The 19,491-nt window shown below is 71.5% G+C and carries 21 protein-coding genes; 9 read left to right on the top strand and 12 right to left on the bottom strand.

Annotation, left to right across the window (positions count from 1 at the left end):
* The first annotated feature begins 95 nt into the window (after positions 1 to 95).
* Positions 96 to 1,367 carry a geranylgeranyl reductase family protein gene (locus tag VNL12_RS09975; protein WP_325594079.1) on the top strand — a complete coding sequence of 424 codons (1,272 nt, stop codon included), beginning with the start codon at positions 96 to 98 and terminating at the stop codon, positions 1,365 to 1,367.
* Positions 1,368 to 1,465: 98 nt separating this feature from the next.
* On the opposite strand, the gene VNL12_RS09970 is transcribed toward VNL12_RS09975, so the two are convergent.
* Genes VNL12_RS09970 through VNL12_RS09945 form a run of 6 tightly spaced genes read right to left on the bottom strand, consistent with a single transcriptional unit; the run spans position 1,466 to position 9,839 of the window.
* Positions 1,466 to 2,611: a prolipoprotein diacylglyceryl transferase gene (locus tag VNL12_RS09970; protein WP_325594077.1), complete on the bottom strand. Its 1,146-nt coding sequence runs from the start codon at positions 2,609 to 2,611 to the stop codon at positions 1,466 to 1,468.
* A 58-nt stretch (positions 2,612 to 2,669) separates the two neighbouring features.
* Positions 2,670 to 4,058 carry a glucose-6-phosphate dehydrogenase gene (zwf, locus tag VNL12_RS09965; RefSeq protein WP_325594075.1) on the bottom strand — a complete coding sequence of 463 codons (1,389 nt, stop codon included), beginning with the start codon at positions 4,056 to 4,058 and terminating at the stop codon, positions 2,670 to 2,672.
* A 13-nt stretch (positions 4,059 to 4,071) separates the two neighbouring features.
* Positions 4,072 to 5,022, bottom strand: a complete 951-nt coding sequence (gnd, locus tag VNL12_RS09960; protein WP_325594073.1) for a phosphogluconate dehydrogenase (NAD(+)-dependent, decarboxylating) — start codon at positions 5,020 to 5,022, stop codon at positions 4,072 to 4,074.
* A gap of 43 nt (positions 5,023 to 5,065) precedes the next feature.
* Entirely contained in the window at positions 5,066 to 6,589 is a 1,524-nt protein-coding gene (locus VNL12_RS09955; RefSeq protein ID WP_325594071.1) for a hypothetical protein, read from the bottom strand.
* A gap of 53 nt (positions 6,590 to 6,642) precedes the next feature.
* Positions 6,643 to 8,526: a bifunctional diguanylate cyclase/phosphodiesterase gene (locus VNL12_RS09950; protein WP_325594069.1), complete on the bottom strand. Its 1,884-nt coding sequence runs from the start codon at positions 8,524 to 8,526 to the stop codon at positions 6,643 to 6,645.
* A complete protein-coding gene (locus VNL12_RS09945; protein ID WP_325594067.1) occupies positions 8,523 to 9,839 on the bottom strand; it encodes a glutamate-1-semialdehyde 2,1-aminomutase in 1,317 nt (438 codons plus the stop codon). The genes VNL12_RS09950 and VNL12_RS09945 overlap by 4 nt, the downstream gene beginning before the upstream one ends.
* 94 nt (positions 9,840 to 9,933) lie before the next feature.
* Between VNL12_RS09945 and VNL12_RS09940 the strand changes: the two genes are divergently transcribed.
* Both VNL12_RS09940 and VNL12_RS09935 read left to right on the top strand, forming a co-directional pair.
* Positions 9,934 to 10,116: a PIG-L family deacetylase gene (locus VNL12_RS09940; RefSeq protein WP_325594065.1), complete on the top strand. Its 183-nt coding sequence runs from the start codon at positions 9,934 to 9,936 to the stop codon at positions 10,114 to 10,116.
* A gap of 25 nt (positions 10,117 to 10,141) precedes the next feature.
* Positions 10,142 to 10,741 (top strand): PIG-L family deacetylase, encoded by a 600-nt coding sequence (locus VNL12_RS09935; protein ID WP_325594128.1) that lies wholly within the window; start codon positions 10,142 to 10,144, stop codon positions 10,739 to 10,741.
* A gap of 115 nt (positions 10,742 to 10,856) precedes the next feature.
* Here VNL12_RS09935 and hemB read toward each other — a convergent pair whose 3' ends face one another.
* Positions 10,857 to 11,840, bottom strand: a complete 984-nt coding sequence (gene hemB / locus VNL12_RS09930; protein ID WP_325594064.1) for a porphobilinogen synthase — start codon at positions 11,838 to 11,840, stop codon at positions 10,857 to 10,859.
* Positions 11,841 to 11,992: 152 nt separating this feature from the next.
* On the opposite strand from hemB, the gene VNL12_RS09925 reads away from it, so the two are divergent.
* From VNL12_RS09925 to VNL12_RS09905, 5 genes are all read left to right on the top strand, one after another.
* Entirely contained in the window at positions 11,993 to 12,682 is a 690-nt protein-coding gene (locus VNL12_RS09925; protein WP_325594063.1) for an HAD-IA family hydrolase, read from the top strand.
* Between the two features lie 503 nt (positions 12,683 to 13,185).
* Positions 13,186 to 13,776: a hypothetical protein gene (locus tag VNL12_RS09920; RefSeq protein ID WP_325594061.1), complete on the top strand. Its 591-nt coding sequence runs from the start codon at positions 13,186 to 13,188 to the stop codon at positions 13,774 to 13,776.
* Positions 13,777 to 13,842: 66 nt separating this feature from the next.
* Entirely contained in the window at positions 13,843 to 14,061 is a 219-nt protein-coding gene (locus tag VNL12_RS09915) for a hypothetical protein (RefSeq protein WP_325594059.1), read from the top strand.
* The gene (locus VNL12_RS09910; RefSeq protein WP_325594057.1) at positions 14,049 to 14,462 is read left to right on the top strand and encodes a PIN domain-containing protein; all 414 of its coding nucleotides are present in this window, start codon (positions 14,049 to 14,051) and stop codon (positions 14,460 to 14,462) included. The genes VNL12_RS09915 and VNL12_RS09910 overlap by 13 nt, the downstream gene beginning before the upstream one ends.
* A 135-nt stretch (positions 14,463 to 14,597) precedes the next feature.
* On the top strand, positions 14,598 to 15,080 hold the full coding sequence (locus VNL12_RS09905; protein WP_325594055.1) for a pyridoxamine 5'-phosphate oxidase family protein: 483 nt from the start codon (positions 14,598 to 14,600) through the stop codon (positions 15,078 to 15,080).
* 55 nt (positions 15,081 to 15,135) lie between these two features.
* Here the strand turns inward: VNL12_RS09905 and VNL12_RS09900 are convergent, their stop codons facing one another.
* The 5 genes from VNL12_RS09900 to VNL12_RS09880 all read right to left on the bottom strand — a co-directional run bounded on the left by VNL12_RS09900 (position 15,136) and on the right by VNL12_RS09880 (position 18,323).
* Positions 15,136 to 15,900, bottom strand: coding sequence for a class I SAM-dependent methyltransferase (locus tag VNL12_RS09900; protein WP_325594053.1), 765 nt, complete (start codon positions 15,898 to 15,900; stop codon positions 15,136 to 15,138).
* 116 nt (positions 15,901 to 16,016) lie between these two features.
* Positions 16,017 to 16,295: a ribbon-helix-helix domain-containing protein gene (locus VNL12_RS09895; protein ID WP_325594051.1), complete on the bottom strand. Its 279-nt coding sequence runs from the start codon at positions 16,293 to 16,295 to the stop codon at positions 16,017 to 16,019.
* A 330-nt stretch (positions 16,296 to 16,625) separates the two neighbouring features.
* The gene (locus VNL12_RS09890; RefSeq protein WP_325594049.1) at positions 16,626 to 17,261 is read right to left on the bottom strand and encodes a DUF402 domain-containing protein; all 636 of its coding nucleotides are present in this window, start codon (positions 17,259 to 17,261) and stop codon (positions 16,626 to 16,628) included.
* A 150-nt stretch (positions 17,262 to 17,411) separates the two neighbouring features.
* Positions 17,412 to 17,696, bottom strand: coding sequence for a CopG family transcriptional regulator (locus VNL12_RS09885; protein WP_325594047.1), 285 nt, complete (start codon positions 17,694 to 17,696; stop codon positions 17,412 to 17,414).
* Between the two features lie 450 nt (positions 17,697 to 18,146).
* On the bottom strand, positions 18,147 to 18,323 hold the full coding sequence (locus VNL12_RS09880) for a hypothetical protein (protein WP_325594045.1): 177 nt from the start codon (positions 18,321 to 18,323) through the stop codon (positions 18,147 to 18,149).
* 577 nt (positions 18,324 to 18,900) lie between these two features.
* On the opposite strand from VNL12_RS09880, the gene VNL12_RS09875 reads away from it, so the two are divergent.
* A partial coding sequence (locus VNL12_RS09875; protein WP_325594043.1) for an FAD-dependent monooxygenase occupies positions 18,901 to 19,491 on the top strand: 591 nt, incomplete at its 3' end.

The following is a 19,491-nucleotide window of genomic DNA, read 5'->3' as shown; positions in this document are numbered from 1 at the left end:
TCAGGTCCGGGCCGCGACGTGGCGTCGGCGGGTGACCGGTGACCGGGCCGTTGCGAGTGGCGGCCGAGCGGGCCGTCGCCCCAGACTGAGCAGCGATGGCCTCCCCCGCCCCCGCCCCCGAGCGCACCGATGTCCTCGTCATCGGGGGCGGTCCGGCCGGGTCGGCCACCGCCCACTGGTTGGCACGGGCCGGGCGCGACGTCGTGGTCGTGGAGAAGAAGACCTTTCCGCGCGAGAAGACCTGCGGTGACGGCCTCACCCCCCGGGCCGTCAAGCAGCTGGACGACATGGGTCTCACCTCCCAGCTCGACCACACCCACCGCTACGACGGGCTGCGGGCCGTTGCCCACGGGATCACCCTCGAGCTGAAGTGGCCCGAACACCCCGTCTACCCCTCGCACGGCTTCGTCGTGCGCCGTCGCGAGCTCGATGCCCTCGTCGCCGATCGGGCCGTCGAGCTCGGCGCCGTGCTGCACACCGGCACCGAAGCGGTGCGCCCGATCCAGCGCGACGGCATCGTCACCGGCGCGGTGGTGAAGGAGAAGGGGTCCGGCACCGAGCGCGAGGTCCACGCCCGCTACGTCGTGGTCGCCGATGGGGCCAACTCCCGTTTCGGCCGTGCCCTCGGCACGGCCCGCAACCGCACCTACCCCATGGGCATCGCCATCCGGACCTACTACGAGAGCCCGCTTCACGACGAGCCGTGGATCGAATCCGCCCTCGACGTGCGCGACCGCGAAGGTCGGGCCATGCCCGGCTACGGCTGGATCTTCCCGGTGGGCGACGGCACGATCAACGTGGGCATCGGCCTGCTGTCGACCTTCAAGGGCTACCGCGACGTCAACACCACCCACCTGATGACCGAGTTCGCGGCCACCGCCCCGGCCTACTGGGGCATCGACCCCGACGCCCCCACCTGCGCTCCCACCGGCGGCCGGATCCCGATGGCCCAGTCGATCAGTCCCAAGATCGGTCCCACCTGGGTGGCCGTAGGCGACGCCGCTGGCTCGGTCAACCCCTTCAACGGCGAGGGCATCGACTACGCCTATGAGACGGGTCGCATGGTGGCCGAGCTGCTCGACGAGTCGCTCGCCACCGGCAACGGCATGGCCCTGCAGCGCTACCCGGCGCTCATCGCGGATGAGTACGGCCTCTACTTCCGGGTGGCCCGCCTCTTCAGCGTGCTGATCGGCAACCCGGTGGTGATGCGCGAGCTAACACGGGTGGGCATGCAGTCGCGCAGCCTCATGGAGTGGGTGCTGCGGATCATGGCCAACCTGCTGCGCGACGACGAGCTGGGTCCCGCCGAGGCCGCCTACAGGGCCGCCGCCGCCCTCGTCCGCCTGGTGCCCGAACCCGCCGCCTGACCGGAGAGCCACGGCCCGTCGCGCCCACCGCGATCCACCAGAGCGGTTCTTGCGCTCGATCGACGCGGTGGGCGCCGGATCCTGGCGCAAGAACGGGGTCAGTCTGGGCGTGAGGCGCGATCGGTGTCCTCAGGGTCTGGCGCGCTGACCGGGTCGGTGACGGCCTCGGCCTGCCTGTCCACCGGATCGAGGTCACCCTCGACGTCGTCGCCGGCGTGTGGGTCGCCGGCCACGCCGGCGCCGGTGGGCTCGGAGCGGCGCGCCGGGGACGACGCGGTGTGGGCCGGGCGCGCGGCGGTCGACCGTCGACGCTTGGTCGTCGAGACCTCCCGGCCCGAGGCCGAGACGGTGGTGCTGGTCTCGGTGACGGGGGTGCCGCCGACCTCCCCGGCGGCCACGGCCGCGGCCAGGGCGGGGCGGACCCGGGTCAGCACGTAGATGCCGATGGGCACCATGGCCACGCACATCCACTGGGCGCCGGTGAGACCGGCGAAGCGCTCGTCGTTCACCCGCAGGGCGTCGAAGCTGAAGCGGCTCACGGCGTAGGCGAGCAGGAAGACGCCACCGACCGTGCTCGGCGTCGGGCGGGTGCGCAGCACCCACCAGAGCACGAAGAACATCACGAAGAGCACGACGCACTCGTAGAGCGACGGGTTGTGGAACGAGACGCCCGGGACGACCGCAGGTCCACCGGGTCCCAGGGTGGACTCGCGCACCGCCTGTTCACCGTCCGCCAGCGCGAACACCGTGCCCTCGAATCGGGTGGCGAGGAAGAAGTCGGACCGGCGGCCGAAGTGCTCCCCGACCGCGAGGCACCCGATGCGGCCGAAGGCGGCGCCGATCAGCACCGCCACCGCGTACCCGTCGAGCAGCTGCCAGCGCTGGAGCCGGTTCCACCGCAGGAACGTGGGCAGGCCGACGGCGATGGCGGCGATGAAGCCCCCTGCGAACTGGAGGCCGCCTTCCCACACGGCGATGACGTCGATCGGGCTCTCGATCTGGTCGAGGTGCGTCACCACCCAGGTGAGACGGGCCCCGACGACCCCGGCGAGCACCACCCGGGTCCCGAGCCGGTAGGTCTCGTCGCGGCTCATGCCGTACTGCTCACCGTGCACGGCGGCGAACCAGGTACCGATCACCACACCCACCGCGACCATGAGCCCGAACGTGCGCAGCGTGACGGGACCGATCTCGATGAGCGGCATCGTCTTGTACGGGATGGCGGCGATCAGTGAGCTCAGCACGACCGACATCCTCGTGGCGGAGGGGGGGTGCGATCCAGCCGCCCTCCCCCGCCGGCGATCACAGGGGGTCGATCCAGCCGCCGACGTCGGTCACCAGCGAGTCCGCCTTGGGCGGTCCGAGGCTGCCTTCGCGGTAGAGCACGGTCGGCGGCGGGTCGTCGATGACCCTCTCGACGATGCGCCACTGCTGGTCGACGCTGTCGGCCCGCCCGAAGCGGCGTCGGTCGCCGTCGAGGGCATCGTCGATCAGCCGCTCGTAGGCCTCGGCCCGCTCGCCCAGGGCCTCGTCGTAGTCGACGTCGAGCTGGATGGGCTGGGTCACCAGCCGGTCGCCGGGGGCCTTGGCCAGCAGGTGGAGGCTCACCCCGTCGTTCTGGCCGAGGCGGAAGCGCAGGAAGCTGGGCTCGGGGGTGGGCCGGTCGTCATCGGTGAAGAGCAGCCGGGGCGGATCGGTGAAGCGGATCACCGCCTCGGTCGCGGTGGCGGACAGGGCCTTGCCGGTGCGGATGACCCACGGAACACCCGCCCAGCGCCAGGAGTCGATCTCGAAGCGGAGGGCGACGTAGGACTCGACGTCGGAGCCGGCCTTCACGCCCTCCTCGTCGGGGTAGCCGCGGTACTGGCCCCGGACCACGTTCGCCGGGTCGATGGGGCGGATCTGACGGAACAGGCGGGTCTTCTCGTCCGAGAGGGCATCCGCGTCGGCGGCGACCGGCGGCTCCATGGCCAGCAGGGCCACGATCTGCAGCAGGTGGTTCTGCACGACGTCGCGCAGGGCGCCGACGCCCTCGTAGAACTTGCCCCGCGACTCGACGCCGAAGTCCTCGGCCATGGTGATCTGCACGCTCGAGATGAAGCTGCGGTTCCAGAGCGGTTCGAGCATCGAGTTGGCGAAGCGGAACACCAGCAGGTTCTCGACCGCCTCCTTCCCGAGGAAGTGGTCGATGCGGTACACCGCCTCCTCGGGGAAGGCCCGGTGGAGGCAGTCGTTGAGCTCCTGGGCCGAGGCGCGGTCGCGACCGAAGGGCTTCTCGACCACGACCCGCCCCTGGTGGTGGAGGTCGACCCGCTCGAGGCCGCGCACCACATCGTCGAACATCGACGGCGGGATGGCGAGGAAGAAGAGGGGCCGCTCGACGCCCGCAGAGCGCACCCGGTCGGCCAGGCCGTCGAAGGTGGCGTCCTCCCGGTAGTCGCCCGACAGGTAGGTGAGCCGCCCGCAGAGGCGGTCGAGCACCTCAGCATCGACGTCGTCGACCTTGGCCTCGATGCTCTCGCGCGCCCGGGCCCGCAGGTCGTCGTCGGACCACGCGGAGGAGGCCACGCCGATGACGGGGCCCAGCCGGTCCTCGGCCTCGATGTGGTACAGCGCCGGGTAGAGCTTCTTGGCGGCCAGGTCACCGGTCGCGCCGAAGAGCACCAGTCCGTCGCACCTCTCGTCGGTCACGGCACCGACGTCCTCACTTCGGGCCCTCACCGGTGGGTGCCTGGCCGGGGTGGACCGGGTCGATCGGGTCCTTCGGCTCCTGGGCCTCGAGGCGCACCATGGCGTGCCCGCCGAACTGGTTCCGCAGGGCGGCGATGGCCCGCATCGGAGCACCGTCGTCGTCCTGGGACACGAACCGGGCGAACAACGAGGCGGAGATCGCCGGGACGGCGACCCCGAGGCGCACGGCCTCCTCGACGGTCCAGCGGCCCTCACCCGAGTCCGCGGCCCGGGGGGCGATGTCGGTGAGCCCAGGGCTCTCCTCGAGCGCCTTCACCAGCAGGTCGAGCAGCCACGACCGCACGACCGAGCCGTGCTGCCACGAGCGCAGCCCGGCGGGGACGTCGATGCCGAGCTCACTGGCCTCGAGCAGGGCGTAGCCCTCGGCGAAGGCCTGCATCATCCCGTACTCGACGCCGTTGTGGACCATCTTGGTGAAGTGGCCGGCCCCGGGGGGACCGACGTGGGCCAGGCCCTCGCCGCCGCCGGGCGACAGGGCCTCGAGGGCGGGCCAGGCGGCCGCCACGTGCTCATCGGTGCCGCCGACCATGAGGGCGTAGCCGTTGTCGAGGCCCCACACGCCGCCGCTGGTGCCGGCATCGACCCAGCCGACACCCCGCTCGGCGAGCAGCTCGCTCCGGCGGATGGAGTCGCGGTAGTTCGAGTTGCCGCCGTCGACGACGATGTCGCCTGCCGCCAGCAGGCCGGCCAGCTCGGTCACGGTGGACTCGGTCGCCTCGCCGGCCGGGACCATCGACCACAGCACCCGCGGTCCAGCGCCGAGGGCCTCGACCAGCGCCGGCAACGAGTCGACGTCGCGCCGAACGGGTGAGTGGGCGTAGCCAACGACCTCGTGGCCGGCCCGGCGCAGCCGCTCGGCCATGTTGCCGCCCATGCGGCCCAACCCGATCATGCCCACCTTCACGGGCAGGCCTCGGTGATCGTGGTCCTCGTCCGCGCACTCGGCCTCATCGCGTGACCTCTAGCAGCTCGGCGAGAGAGACCCGCGCCGCCCTCAGGCCGTGGGCCTGCAGCGTGCGCAGATCGCCCTCGGCCTGGGCCCGCTTCAGCGTCGAGAAGCCGAAGCGCTGATCGGGGATGGCCACGTCGATCGGGTCGTCGCCCACGACCTGCAGGAACACACCCGACGGCGGACCTCCCTTGTGGAGCTGGCCTGTCGAGTGGAGGTACCGAGGCCCGAGGCCCACGGTGGTGGCCACGCGGTAGCGGTCGCGGATCTCGGTGCGGGCGTCCTCGATGGCGTCGACGACGCCGTCCTCGGGGTCGACGTAGGCCAAGATGGCGACGTAGTCGCCGGGCCCCACCTGATCGAGCAGCTCGGACAGCGACGAGGGCTCGATCACCGACGGGCCCCGCTCGAGGACCTCGGCGGTGGCCGCCTTGGCCTCGGCCACGTTGGGCTGGTCGAAGGGGTTGATGCCAAGGGCCGCTCCGCAGAGGGCGATGGCGACCTCCCAGGTGAGGACCAGCCCGCCCAGCCCCGCGGGCCCGGCTGACGGCACCTCGACCACGGGGTGTCCGGCGGCCGCCAGCGGTTCGAGGCCGTGGTGGTCGCCGATGCCCACGAAGAGCCGGTCCGCGCCGTAGACCGCAGGCGGGCCGAGGCGCTCGCCAGCGATGGGGATGACCCCGGTGCCGTGCTTGCCGGTGGATTCGGCGATCAGCTGCTCGAGCCAGAGCCCGATGGCGTCGATCTCGCCGTCGACGATGAACGTGACCTTGTCGTGACCGGTGCGCACCCCGGCGGCGAGGGCGGCGGCCAGGCGCAGAGCACCGTTGACCGCCGGGTCGGGGTCTCGGAGCGTTGGTCCGGCGGCGTCGGCCGACGCCAGCAGGGCGGCGACGTCGAACCCGGCGGCCGCCGCCGGGACGAGGCCGAAGAACGAGAGGGCCGAGTACCGGCCGCCGATGTCCGACGGGTTCTCGAAGAGGGCCCGGAACCGCTCGGCCGCGGCCCGTTCGGCGAGGGGGGTGCCGGGGTCGGTGACCACCGCGACGTTGCCGGGGTCGCCGGTCTGGGCGAGCACCGTGGCCAGGTGGCTCAACGTCTCGATGGTGGTGCCGGACTTCGATGACGCCAGGTAGAGCGTCTCGGCGGGCGGGCACTCGTGGGCCAGGCGCGCCACCGGCGCGGGGTCGGTGGTGTCGATGACCCGCAGGGCCGGGCGGCCCGGGCGGGGTGGGAAGGACCGGGCCAGCACCTCGGGGAAGAGGCTGGAGCCGCCCATGCCCATGACCACCACGTGGGCGATGCCGTCGGCCACGAGGGCGTCACCGAACACCTCGAGGCGCTCGGCCTGGGTGGCCATGGCGCCGGCCACGTCGAGCCAGCCCAGACGGTCGGCCACCTCGGCGGGGTCGTCGGCCCAGAGGGTGTGGTCCCGGTCCCAGAGCCGGGTGACCGCCCGGCGCGCCGCGAGGTCGTCGAGCACGGCCCGCGCCGCCTCGTCGATCGGACCCAGCTTGTCCATCCCGGACCTCCCAGCGCCGGGGCGACCCGGCGCAACGTCTCGCGCAGTGCCTATCAGAACGCGTCGGGCTCCGGCGCGGGGTCGGGGGAGGCCGCCTCCGCATGAGGCTCAGCACCAAGCGACGCCCGGATCTGGGCGGCCGACACCGGTTCACCGAACCAGTAGCCCTGCGCCGCGTCACAGCCCATCTCGACGAGGATCTCGACCTGGGCCGGGTCCTCGACGCCCTCGGCGACCATCTCGAAGCCGAGCGAGCGGCCCAGGGTGACCGCGGCGGCCACGATGGCCCGATCGCGCGGATCGGTGACGATGCCGGCCACGAAGAGACGGTCGATCTTGAGGCTGTCGGCCACGTCGATGCGCCGCACGTGCTCCAGCGAGGCGTAGCCGGTGCCGAAGTCGTCGATGGACACGCGCACCCCCAGGTCGTGCAGGGACCGCAGCAGCGTGCTGCTCCGCTCGACGTCGCGCACCAGGGCGCTCTCGGTGATCTCGAGGCGCAGGCGTGAGGCCTCGACGCCGTGGCGGGCAAGGGCCTCGGCCGTGCGCTCCGTGAGACCCGGCTCGTCGAGCTGGCGGGCCGAGAGGTTCACGCTGACCACCAGGTCGCCGAGCCCGACGGCGATGTCGGCCAGCGCGGTGTCGATGGCCCACTCGCCGAGGGCGACCACCAGGCCGGTCTCCTCGGCGACGGGGATGAACTCATCAGGGCTGACGGCGCCGCGGTCGGGGTCGTCCCACCGCACCAGGGCCTCCACCCCGACGACGGACCGGTCGGCCAACGCCACCTGGGGCTGGTAGGCGAGGTGCAGCCCTCGACCCTCGATGGCCCGCCGAAGGTCGCGCTCGATGTCGATGCGAGCCAGCGCGGCCTCATAGGTGCCCGGGCGGTAGCGCACGACCTCGGATCCACCGCGCCCCCCTGCCTCGCGCGCCGCGATGGCCGCCTTGTGCAACAGGCTGTTGACCGTGTCGACATCGGTCGCGACCACCACGCCGACGCCGGGCCGGCACGCGATCGCGTGGTCGCCGACGACGATCGGTTCGGTGAGCGCCACCCGCACCCGCTCACCGATCTCGACGGCCTCGTCGGGGCCGACGCCCTCGCAGATGACGGCGAAGGCCGGCGCCCGGAGGTGGCCCACCACGTCCGAGGGCCGGACCACCGAGCGCACGGTCTGGCCCGCCACCCGAACCACGGCCTCGCCCTGGACGCCGCCCAAGCTGTCCTCGATCTCATCCAGGCGGTCGAGCGCCACGTGGATCAGCGCCATCGCCTTGCGCGGACGTCGGTGCAGCGCCTCGCGGATCCGTATGAGCATGAGGCTGCGGTTGGGCAGGCCGGTGACGTCGTCCTCGAGCGCGGAGCGGCGCACCCGGCTCCGATCCGCGGCGCGTCCCAGGGCGACGGTGGCCACCCGGGCCCAGCGTCCGAGGTCGGCGGCGGCGCCCGGTCGGGGGGCGGTCGCGGACGGTCGCAGCAGGGGGAAGGCGGCGAGCACCCCGACGGTCACCGAGCCGTCGACCAGCGACAGCAGCACCGGCGGGCCCAGCCCGGCGGCGGCCAGCTCGTCGGCCACCGACGACCACGGCGAGGAGGCTGGATCGGCGCGCCGCGGGGCGAGCGGGTCGCCCGTCGACCCCGGGCTGCTGCCGGTGGCCACGCGGTCGAGGACCAGCACCGCCCGGCGGGGAAGGTCGATCTCCCGCCCGTACACCCGTGCTGCGCCGGACCGGGCCGCGACGACCACCCGGTGGCCAGGGACGTGGCGCTCGGCCGATGCCGCCAGACGCGTCGCGAGCACGGCCACCGACTCGCCGTGCAGCACGTCGGCCAGCAACCCGTCGAGCTCGGCCCCGGCGGGGTCCGGAGCCGCGGATCCTCCGGTGGCGGGCCCTACGGTGTCGCCCCGGGTCCCGGGCGCCGCGGCCGTCACCGCGCCCCGACGGCCACGACCGCCGTCGCCGCCTCGGCCACCACCGAGAGGACCTCGTCGACGACGTCGTCGTCGTGGGCGAGGCCGGGGAACAGGATCTCATAGGGCCCCGGGGCCAGGGCCACGCCCCGGTCGAGCAGGGCGTGGAACAGCGCGGCGTAGAGCGCGGTGTCGGTGGTGCGGGCGCCGTCGTAGTCGACGGGCACCTCGGCGCCGAGGTGGAGGCCCACGAGGGCGCCCTCGACCGGCACCCGGCAACCGATCCCGGCCGCGGTGAGCGCCGCCTCGATGCCCTGGCCCAGCCGGGCCGCCCCCCCGGCGAGGGTGTCGTAGGCCTCGGCGTCGAGCAGCGAGAGCGCGGCCAGCCCGGCGGCGGTGGCGAGGGGGTTCCCCGACAGCGTGCCGGCCTGGTACACCGGACCGAGGGGCGCCAGCTGGTCCATCACCGCCGCTCGGCCGCCGAAGGCCCCGACGTTCAGGCCGCCGCCGATCACCTTGCCGAAGCACGACAGGTCGGGCGTCACGCCGTAGCGCTCCTGGGCCCCGCCCCGACCGAGGCGGAAGCCGGTGATGACCTCGTCGAAGATGAGCAGCGCGCCGACCCGGTCGCACTCACGGCGCAGCCCGGCGAGGAAGCCCGGCACGGGAGCGACCAGGCCCATGTTGGCGGCCACGGGCTCGACGATGACGCAGGCCACGGTCTCATCGAGCGTCGGCACCTGGTTGTAGGGCACCACCACCGTGTCGGCCACCGCACCGGCGGGCACTCCCGCCGAGCCGGGGACGGCCGTGGGGTGGTCGGGGTCGGCCTCGATGAGGGCGACGGCGCTGCCCGCCTCGGCCAGCAGGCTGTCGCTGTGGCCGTGGTAGTTGCCGGCGAACTTCACGATGCGATCACGGCCGGTCGCACCCCGGGCCATCCGCAGGGCGCTCATGGTGGCCTCGGTGCCGCTCGAGACCAGGCGCACCCGCTCACAGGCCGGAACCCGGGACCGGATCTCCTCGGCCAGCAGCACCTCGCGCTCGGTCGGCGCGCCGTAGGAGGTGCCCCCGGCGGCCGCCGCCTGGATCGCCTCGACGATCACCGGGTGGGCGTGGCCGGCGATGATCGCGCCGTAGGACTGCACCAGGTCGAGCAGCCGGCGGCCCTCAGCGTCCCAGACGTGGGGCCCGAGGGCCCGCTGCACGAAGTAGGGCGTGCCCCCCACGGCCCGAAAGGCGCGCACCGGCGAGTTAACCCCACCGGGGATCACCTCCTGGGCGCGGGCGAAGAGCCCGGCGTTGGTCGTGGTCGCGGCAACATCGGAGGTCACGATGCGCGCACCCTAGGGGTGGGGGCGGCACGGGCCGCAGCCGGAGCCCCCATCGCGACGCCGAGGGCCACGGGCCCTGGACCAGACTCGGACGATGCGCCGCGCCCTCGTGATCCATGCGCACCCCGACGACGAGGTGTTCGCGACGGCGGCGACGACCCTGGCCCTGCACCGTGACGGGGCCCACGTCGCGCTGCGGGTGGCGACGGGCGGCGAGGCCGGCGAGCAGGCGATGGACCCGCGGTCTCGGCCTCGACGCGGCGCGGGTCGCCCGTGAGCGACGGCTCGACCGCTCGTGTGGGCTGCTGGGCATCGCCGAGTGGGCCTACCTCACCCGACCCGGGGAGTGGCGTGACCGCAGGACGGCCGAGCACGACACCGTCGCTGCGGCACCGCGTTCGGGACTGAGTCGAGCCGTTGCGGCCGCACTGGACGACCACGAACCGGACCTCGTGCTGACGGTCGGGCCCGACGGGCTCACCGGCCACCCCGACCACATCGCCATCCACGACGCCGTCATCGAGGCGCTGCGCACGCGAGAGGGCTCACCGATCGACGGGTGGGGAGCGTGCCTGCGCCGCGAAGACGTGGTCCGGGGGCAGGCCGCCGCAAGGGCCGGCCTGCCGGCGACATTGGTCGGGTCGGGTCGGGTCGTCGGCCTGGAGGACGAGGTGATCGACCACACGGTCGAGATCGCTCCCGCCCTCAGCCGACGACGCCGCGACGCTCTCGACTGCTACGTCCCCGGTCTCGGGACCCTCCCCCTCGACGAGCTCGTGGCCGAGTACCCGGGACGTGGCGACTCGCTCCTCCTGCGGGCGGTCTTCGACGCCACCACCTGGGGCCGAGACCACCTCGTCAGGCTGGGCGACCGCGGCCCGGGCCCGCATCCTGTGGGCTGAGCCCGGCGCGATGCGATCCCCGCCCACGTGGCCACGCTGACGCTGATCTCGATCCGGCCGCCGGCCTCGGTCTCACCGCCCATGCGGCCTGAGGTTCCCGTCCATCCCCCGGCGCTCAGGCCGTGAGCACCTCGGCGACCTCGCCGGCCAGGTAGGTGAGGATGAGGTCTGCACCGGCGCGCTTGATGGCGGTGAGGTGCTCGAGGGCCACCGCGTCGCCGTCGATCCAGCCCCGCTCGGCCGCGGCCTTGATCATGGCGTACTCGCCCGACACGTGGTAGGCGGCCAGAGGCACATCCACCTCGGCCCGGGCCCGGGCCAGGATGTCGAGGTAGGCGAGGGCGGGCTTCACCATCACCATGTCGGCGCCCTCGGCGATGTCCTCGCGGATCTCCTCCATGGCCTCCCGGGCGTTCGGGGGATCCTGCTGGTAGGCCCGGCGGTCGCCGCCCCCGGCGATCTCGACGTCGACCGCCTCACGGAACGGGCCGTAGAGGCCAGACGCGTACTTGGCCGCGTAGGCGAGGATCCCGACCGGCTCGTGGCCCTCGTCGTCGAGGGCGTCGCGGATCACCATGACCTGGCCGTCCATCATCCCCGACGGGGCCACGATGTCGGCCCCGGCGGCGGCCTGGGCGATGGCGACGTCGCCGTAGCGCTCCAGGGTGGCGTCGTTGTCGACCTCGCCCGCCGGGGAGAGCAGGCCGCAGTGGCCGTGGTCGGTGTACTCGTCGAGGCACAGGTCCGCCATGAGCACCACCTCGTCGCCGACGTCGTCGCGCAGGTCGCGCAGGGCGACCTGCACGATGCCGTCGGGGTCCGAGGCGCCCCGACCCTCGGGATCCTTGTGCTCGGGGACGCCGAAGAGGATCACCGCGCCGATGCCGACCCCTCGGAGGCGGGCGACCTCGTCGCGGAGCGTCGCCCGGGTGTGCTGAACGACCCCGGGGAGCGAGGTGATGGGTCGGGGCTCGTCGATGCCCTCGCGCACGAAGAGCGGGGCGACGAGGTCGTCCACGCCGAGGCGGGTCTCGGCCACCAGGCGACGGAGGGTCGGCGTGCGACGCAGGCGCCGCAGCCGACGCTGGGGGAACGACATGGACCAGAGCCTACGGAGGCCATGACCGCGAGGTTCGTACGGAGATGTGCCACCGAGGACCACATCGGTACGACTGCGGCGAATCCGTACGACTGCGCCGAGTCGCGACCCTCGACGAGGGGAGCCCGAACGGGCCCGCCTACCCTCCGGCGGTGGCCGACGTGACTGCTCTCGCCGCCGTAGTGTTCGACTTCGACGGCACCCTGGCCGACACCGAGTGGCCGATCTACGAGCGGGCCCGGGCCGCCGCGGCGGGTCTCGGCGCCGAGCTCACCCCGGAGCTGTGGGCCGCCCACGCCGTCGGCGTCTCCCACGGTGAGCCGTGGTGGGACGAGCTGGGCCCGCTCCTCGGCCTCGCCATCGACCAGATCGCGTTCGACGATGCGGTCGATGCGGTGACCGACGTGCCCACGGCCTTCGAGTCCGCCCTTGTGACCCCGGGGGCGGCGGAGCTGGTGCACGCCCTGCACGATGCCAGCGTGGCCCTGGCGGTGGCGTCGGGGTCGTCGCGGGCGTGGCTCGACCACCACCTGGATCGCTTCGGGCTCAGCGAGCGCTTCGTCACCCTCGTCGGGCGTGACCACCCTGAGGTCACCGCCGGGAAACCGGCCCCCGACCTCTACTGCGCCGCGGTGCACGAGCTGGGGGTCGACCCCGGTGCGGCAGTGGCCATCGAGGACACCTACCGGGGCATCGAGTCGGCGCGAGCCGCGTCGATGGGCGCCGTCGTCGCCGTCCCGAGCCGCCTCACCGCCCACCAGGACCTCTCCGCCGCCGATCTGGTGGTCGGATCCCTCACCGAGCTCACCCCCATCACCCTCGCCGCGCTCATCCCCGGGTAGCAACGGGCGCGCAACCTCCGGGCGCGCTCAGCGAGCGCGTGCGCTCCCCCCTCACCGTGCGCCAAGCGGTCCGGGGGCGAGACGGGCGTCCATCGATCGGATGTCCTCGCCCGCCAGCTGCCGCACGTCGAGGTGGTCACCGTTCCCGGTTCCCACGATTGGATCGCAGAGGACCGGTCGACGGTCCTCCGGCGGATCACGACGATCTGACTGGCGCCGCACCACCCAAGATGGCCCTCGGCCTCGAATGGCCCGGCACGTGACCCGAGCATGCGAGGACCTCCTCCGATCCGCAACCCCGCCTCACCTGAGCTCGGAGCGCACGTCACGGTCCTGGCGCGGGGAACGGGTGTGCGTCGGCCGACCGAGGTACGCTTCGGACTTTCTCCCGCTGCTCGATCGACGCCAGGGTGCACCTTCTTGCCGGCGGTAGGGGGCACATTCTCCGGTGCGCGAGCCGTTTTTCGTTGTCGTGCCACGCGGGCCCCGCCGATACTTGCAGCATGACTGTCCGGGGAAGCACAGCGTACGAGCACGTTCAGGACCTACCACCGCGGGTGCAAGCCGCGATGGCGATCGCGTCAGCGCAGGAGTTCGATCATTCCTGCGCGCCGGAACAGGGCCGGCTGCTGTCCGTCCTCGCTCGGGGGTACGTCGGTCTCCGAGTTGGCGAGACCGGAACTGGCTGCGGCGTGGGCCTCGCATGGATGCTCCACGCGACCGGCGCCACGACCTCGTTCGTGAGCATCGAGATCGATGCGACGCGAGCCGAGGCGTCGGTCGAGCTCTTCGCCGATCAACCGAACGTCCGGGTCCTCAACGGCGACTGGACCGAGCTCCATGCGTTCGGTCCGTTCGATCTCCTCGTCCTCGATGGGGGCGGCAAGGGCAAGGAGCCGGGAGACGACCCGCCGCTCGACCCGAGCGACGGCTGGCTGGCTCTCGGCGGAACGATCGTGCTCGACGACTTCACGCCGGGGGACCGTGCACATGATGAGGCTCGCCGCTACTGGCTCGACCATCCATGCCTGCAAGCCACGGAACTCCTCTTGACTCCGACCCTCTCCACGGTGGTCGCTCGCCGCATTCGATAGCGCGGTGTCGCCTTGGAACCGGCGGTAGGGGACACGACCGTATTCCTACTGTGGTAGGATCAACCGATGGCCGTCACGAAGTGGTCAGTCAGCGTCGAGGAGACCCTTGCGGCCCGTGTGGAGTCCCGCGTGGGCGATCGCGGGCTCAGCGGGTTCGTGGCCCGCGCTGTCGAGCACGAACTGGAGCACGATCTGCTCGACGAGTACCTGGGCGAGCTCGACGCGGAGTTCGGGCCGGTTCCGGAGGGCCTGGTCGAGCAGGTTGACGACCTGTGGCCGTCCTAGTCCTCGACAGCGAGGCCGTGTCCGCACTTGCCCGCCCACATCTCGACCGGGTCCGCCACCAGCGGGTGAGGGTGGCGATGCGCAGCGCTCACTCGCGCAACGCCCCGGTCCGGATCCCCGCAGCCGTGCTCGTCGAGCTGTACCGGGGTCGCGGAACCGACGAAGCGATCGACGTCGTCCTGGCGCGTGGGTTCGCCCAAGTCGTGACCACCGGAGCGCGCATGGCCCGGATCGCAGGTCATCTGCTGGCGGGGGTCGACGCGGGAAGCGACATGGCGATCGATGCACTGGTCGTCGCCACCGCCATCCGGCTCGGGGGCGGCACCGTGGTCACACACGACCCCGGCGACCTCCACCTACTCGCCGCCGAACACCCCAACGTCGCCATCTTCGACATCTGACAGTCGATGGTGGCTCCGAGCACCTTCTTGCCGGCGGTAGGGGGCAGCCGTCGACTTCGAGTCGATGGGTGACCCTGGAGGTTGGGGTCGTGGGTCGCTGTTCGATGGGGTCGTTGCCCGGGCAGCATGGGCGACGTGAGCGACGAGGATCTGCCGTTCAACGTCTCATCGTTCCTGGGCGAGGCCCTCAGGCCGGCTCAGGTCGCAGCGGTCAGCGCTGCGGGTCTGCCTGTGTTGGGCAGTCTCTGGTTCCTCTACGAGGACCGCCGGTTCTGGTTTTCGAGCGGCGTCGAGACACCACTGCTGCGAGCGCTGTCGCACGGCAGCGAGGTCGCGGTCATCGTGGACGAGTTCTCACCGCCGGAGCGCATTCGACAGGTCCGCGTTCGGGGGCCGGGCCGTGTCGAACCTCACGACCCGCAGCGTGTGGAGCGGATCTACCGGCGGTACCTCAGCGCAGACCTCAGCTCGTGGCCACCTTTCTTCCGGCGCCGACTGACGGATCGGGACTTCGCGCTGTGGGCGGTGGCGCCGACCAGCGGGCTCATCGCCGCCTTCCCCGACTTCGACGCGTGTGAGGTCCGCTGGTCCGCTCCCAAGGCAAGTCCGATGCCCTGACCGGCGCCGGTGGCAAAGGGGCCGAACGACGTCATCGAGCCGCGACCGAGCGTCATCAGGCCGGGGGCTTGCGAACCTCGAAGAGCGTTCGAGACATGGTCGAGTGGAAGGGGCCATCGCGTTCGATCTGGTGGTGCAAGTCCTTCAAGCGGTCGCGGTAGCGGTCGACCGTGAAGTCCGGGATGGTCCAGATGACCTTGCGCAGGAAGAACACCACCGCGCCGACGTCGAAGAACTCCAGCCGAAGCCGCTCGTTACGGCACTGGAAGATCTCCAAGCCTGCCGACCGGGCGTGATCGGCCTCGACCTCATGGTGCCGGCCCAACGCGGGTTCGCGTCGCCCGAGGAAGTATTCGCTGATCTCAACGTTGGTCCCGCTGCCGACGTGCTGAGCGAAGTACCTGCCCCCAGGCGCGAGCACCCTCGCGATCTCCGACCAGTGGACGGTAGCCGGATGGCGGCTGGTCACCAGGTCGAATGCGCCGTCGGCGAACGGCAGCGGCGGATCCTCGGGGTCAGCAACCACGACGGCCCCAAGCGGATGAAGCAGCGCGGTCGCCTTCGCGACGTTGGGCGGCCACCCCTCTGTGGCGGCCAGCGTTGGCGGGAAGTTCTCGGCGCCAGCACCGGCGAGGACCTCGCCTCCGCCTGTCTGGATATCGAGTGCAGACGTCGCTGCCGCGAGCTGTCGGCTGAGCAGGCGCTGGTAACCCCACGATGGGCGCTCCTCCGTGGCGCGACTGTCGAGCCAGGAGAAGTCCCAGCCCTCGACCGAAACTTCGGCTGCTTCGTCCACGAGCGAGTCGAACGATCTGCCCACGACAGCATGAAACCAGGTCGAGAGACGACCGGGGAACGACTTCGGCGGGTCGAGCTGCGTTCCACCGGGCACGCAGCACCGGAATGCCGTCACCGGGACCCGGCGATAGGGGACACTCAGCTCATCTTGAGGTAGCGCCGAAGCGCTTCGCGGACCACGTCGGATGCGGTGGTGTGGTCGGTCGCGGCGCGGTGGTCGAGCGCCTTGCGGAGCTCGGGGTCGAGGCGCACCGGAAACGAGTCGGCCGGCCCGGAGCCCATCGCCGGTCGCCCTGGCCGGCGGCGGAGCCTGGAGGTGTCAAGGCCGTCTTCGGCCTCCTTGGCCATCTGGTCGAGCACGTCGTCGGTGAGCTCGACGCCGGCCTTGCTCCGGCCGTGGGACGTCTGGTCAGGCATGGTCATCTCCTTCACCGCGGAGGAACGGCTCGTACTTGGCACGCATGGGCATGGCGTGGATCACGATCTCTGTCCCGTCCTCACGGGCAACCGAGACGACTTCAAGGAGGTTCCCGGCGGGGGTCTGGTCCCAGGTACAGCACCTTGGCGTCGTCCTGCTCGCCGATGGCCAAGGCGTGCTCAACGGCATGGACGATGTCGTCATCAGCGATCCCGTGCTTGCGAGGCCGACCGGTCTGACCACTCGATGGTGGCTCCGAGCACCTCCTTGCCGGCGGTAGGGGCAGTCGCATCAGGAACCATGGCTGTGGGACGAATGGTCGAGACCGGTCAGGGCGAGGGGTCGTCCCAGCCGGGCAGCAGCTCAGGTGTGGGCCAGGCCGGGTCGGGTCGCCACTGCGGCCAAGGTTCGTTGAACGGGGCTTCGTTCCCTTCGAGGCGGCTGATGACCGCTGCGGCCTCCTCCCGCACGCGCTGTCCGGTCTCGCCATCGAAGATCCCACGGCTCAGGATCTGGTCGAACTCATCGTCGTCCTTCCATGACCAGGTGAGGTCGGGCTCGGCCACGACGTCCAACGCCAGGTCCATCGACTCGATGCCGATCGACGTTCGTCGGAACGGGCGCTGGAGGTTGATGTACCAGCCGAACTGCTCGCCCGACGGCAGCCAGCTGATCCACACGGCATGCCAAGTCGCGGGACGGAGGATCCACAGGCACGAGACGTCCCAGACGTGGTCGACGTGGACCCAGTCGCCCCGTTCGAGCAGCCCGATGATCCGGGCCGTGCGGTCACCGGGATCGACGCGCTCGGGCGGGGTCATCGGCACCTTTCGCCTGGTGCCCTTGGGAAGCCACAGCAACAGGCGATCCGGGGAGTCCTCGGCCACGACGAGCGGACGGGCCGCCCACACGCGGTCGCTCCACACCTCCTGGTGGACGATGACCTCTCCTGGGCTCCACTGCACCGATCGATCGTCGCACGAACAGGCGGAGTGACGCGGGCAGGGCCGATGCTGGACCGGACCTCGGCTCTCTGGTGGCGGCCCGGTTCGGAAGGGCTTCAACCACGTGCCGCTTGACCCGACGGCGCTCTGCCGGCGTTTGGGCGCAGGTCGTCAGCTGGCTTCGAGGTGCTGTCGGAGCGCCTCTCGGATGACTTCTGAGACCGGTACGTCTTCGTCGTGGGCGCGGCGGGTGAGTCGTTCTTTGAGGTCGGGATCGAGGCGAACGGATTCGACCGTCGAGGGTGCGGCGCCGAGTCGGGGTCGGCCGCGCTTGCCGCGGCGGGCGATGATCTCGTCGACGTCGTAGCCCCGCTCGGCTTCGCCGGCGAGTCGGTCGAGGAGCTCGTCGGTGATCGGGGCGCCGGACTTGGTGTGACCGTAGGTGCGCTTGGTCATGGGTCGGGAGGCCTCTGGTAGACAGGGCGGAGCGGCATGGCGTGGATGAGCAACTCGTCACCCTCACGTGTGACGAGCACGTCGAAGATGGTGTCGGCGGTCAGCAAAGCTGCATCGATCTGGATGGCGGAGGCCGCGATCCAGAGGTCGCTGGCGGGCTGCGGTCATGGAGCGGGTGACCCGCGAGCCGGCAGCTGTGGCGGAGTTGGGCGATGGTGGTGAGCAGCGCGTCGCTGACAGGAACGACGGTGGTCGCCTGGATCGACGCTTCGAGGCGTTGCTGCCGTTGGTCTCCCCATCCGGCAACGAGCGCGCCGTAGCGAAGTTCGCTGATCGTCCCAGCAGCGAGGAACATCTGGTGCCCTGCCATGAGCCCGATGAGAGGTTCGAGCCGGGCGCGGCGCCGGCGACTGAGCGAGGCGCTGAAGACGCCGGTGTCGACGACGACTCTCACGCGTCGAGAGCAGCGGCGAACGCGTCGTCTTCGTCGTCGGTGAGGTCGTCGATCAACAACGCATCGACCGACGCCAGCGCTGGAGCGGACTTGAGCTGGTCCTCGGTCAGGTTGCCGGGCAGCAGCGAAGTGCCGTTGGGGACCTGGTCGTGGTGGTGCGCGGCTTCGCTCATGGCTCGAGCGTACGCGCCCGCTCATCCCCCGGCTACGAAGGCGACGACGACGTAGGCCGCGTGGCGGTCGAAGTTCTGGCGTCGCCGGTCGTAGAGGTGGTTCGTGGGTCGGCGTGCCGAGCGGCGATCTGGACGTCTCGCAGCGGCACGCCGGCGTCGAGTGCGGCCATGATGAACGCAGCCCGCAGCATGTGCGGGTGGACATGACTGAACCTCCTCAGGAACGGAGGACCAAGCACACCCCCAACCGGCACCCGGGGTTCGGGGTCGATCGCCGTTGCTGGGTTCCCGAAACTGGGCAGCGCCTCGCCGCTTCGTCACTCGGCGTTGCCGACGTGGGGACCGATCACCGACCCAAACGTGCTGACCATGACTCGTCCGCTGAGCCGATCACGGCCAGAACCTATGAAGCCAGGAGTTGTGGAATGGGTGTGTTGCCTTCGGCAGATGGGTCGAGCGGGAGCGCTGAACCGGTCGAGGAGTTGGCGGGGAGGGTGCGGGCGACCGGCGCTGGCGCGCCGTCGCTCGGCGCGAGGTGGCTGTCCCTGTCCGGTGCAGCGAACGCCTCGGAGCGGCGATGACCGAGCATGCGGTGGTGATCGCAGGAGGCGGCCCGACCGGGCTGATGTTGGCGGGCGAACTGGCGTTGGCGGGGATCGACGTCGTCATCGTCGAACGACGCGCCGGTCAGGATCTCGACGGATCGCGAGCCGGGGGTCTTCACTCCCGCACCATCGAGGTGCTCGATCAGCGTGGCATCGCGGAACGATTCCTCTCGGCGGGGCAAGTACATCTGAACCTGGGCTACTCCCTGATCCTCTTGGACATCAGCGACTTCCCCACCCGCCACAACTACGTACTTGCGCTCTGGCAGAGCCACTTCGAGCGCATCCTGGCTGACTGGGTCGGTGAGCTCGGGGTTCCGATCCTCCGTGGCTGCGAGGTGGTGGGCTTCGATCAGGACGACACTGGCGTCGACGTCGAGCTGTCCGACGGCCGGTCGTTGCGGGCGGACTACCTCGTCGGCTGCGACGGAGGGCGCAGCCTGGTCCGCAAGGCAGCCGGCATCGACTTCGTCGGGTTGGATCCCTCGACCAGCTGGATGATCGCCGAGGTCGAGATGGACGAGCCGGAGCTCGGCATGCGCCGCGAGGGTGGTGGCATCGGT

It is taken from the genome of Iamia sp. (assembly GCF_035575815.1).
Taxonomy (GTDB): domain Bacteria; phylum Actinomycetota; class Acidimicrobiia; order Acidimicrobiales; family Iamiaceae; genus Iamia.
This window is presented reverse-complemented; position numbering and strand designations above follow the sequence as displayed.

Coding starts and splice junctions, on each gene's coding strand:
- VNL12_RS09975 (WP_325594079.1), top strand. CDS start 96: ATGGCCTCCCCCGCCCCCGCCCCCGAGCGCACCGATGTCCTCGTCATC.
- VNL12_RS09955 (WP_325594071.1), bottom strand. CDS start 6,589: ATGGACAAGCTGGGTCCGATCGACGAGGCGGCGCGGGCCGTGCTCGAC.
- VNL12_RS09940 (WP_325594065.1), top strand. CDS start 9,934: ATGCGCCGCGCCCTCGTGATCCATGCGCACCCCGACGACGAGGTGTTC.
- hemB (WP_325594064.1), bottom strand. CDS start 11,840: ATGTCGTTCCCCCAGCGTCGGCTGCGGCGCCTGCGTCGCACGCCGACC.
- VNL12_RS09920 (WP_325594061.1), top strand. CDS start 13,186: ATGACTGTCCGGGGAAGCACAGCGTACGAGCACGTTCAGGACCTACCA.
- VNL12_RS09915 (WP_325594059.1), top strand. CDS start 13,843: ATGGCCGTCACGAAGTGGTCAGTCAGCGTCGAGGAGACCCTTGCGGCC.
- VNL12_RS09895 (WP_325594051.1), bottom strand. CDS start 16,295: ATGCCTGACCAGACGTCCCACGGCCGGAGCAAGGCCGGCGTCGAGCTC.
- VNL12_RS09885 (WP_325594047.1), bottom strand. CDS start 17,696: ATGACCAAGCGCACCTACGGTCACACCAAGTCCGGCGCCCCGATCACC.
- VNL12_RS09880 (WP_325594045.1), bottom strand. CDS start 18,323: ATGAGCGAAGCCGCGCACCACCACGACCAGGTCCCCAACGGCACTTCG.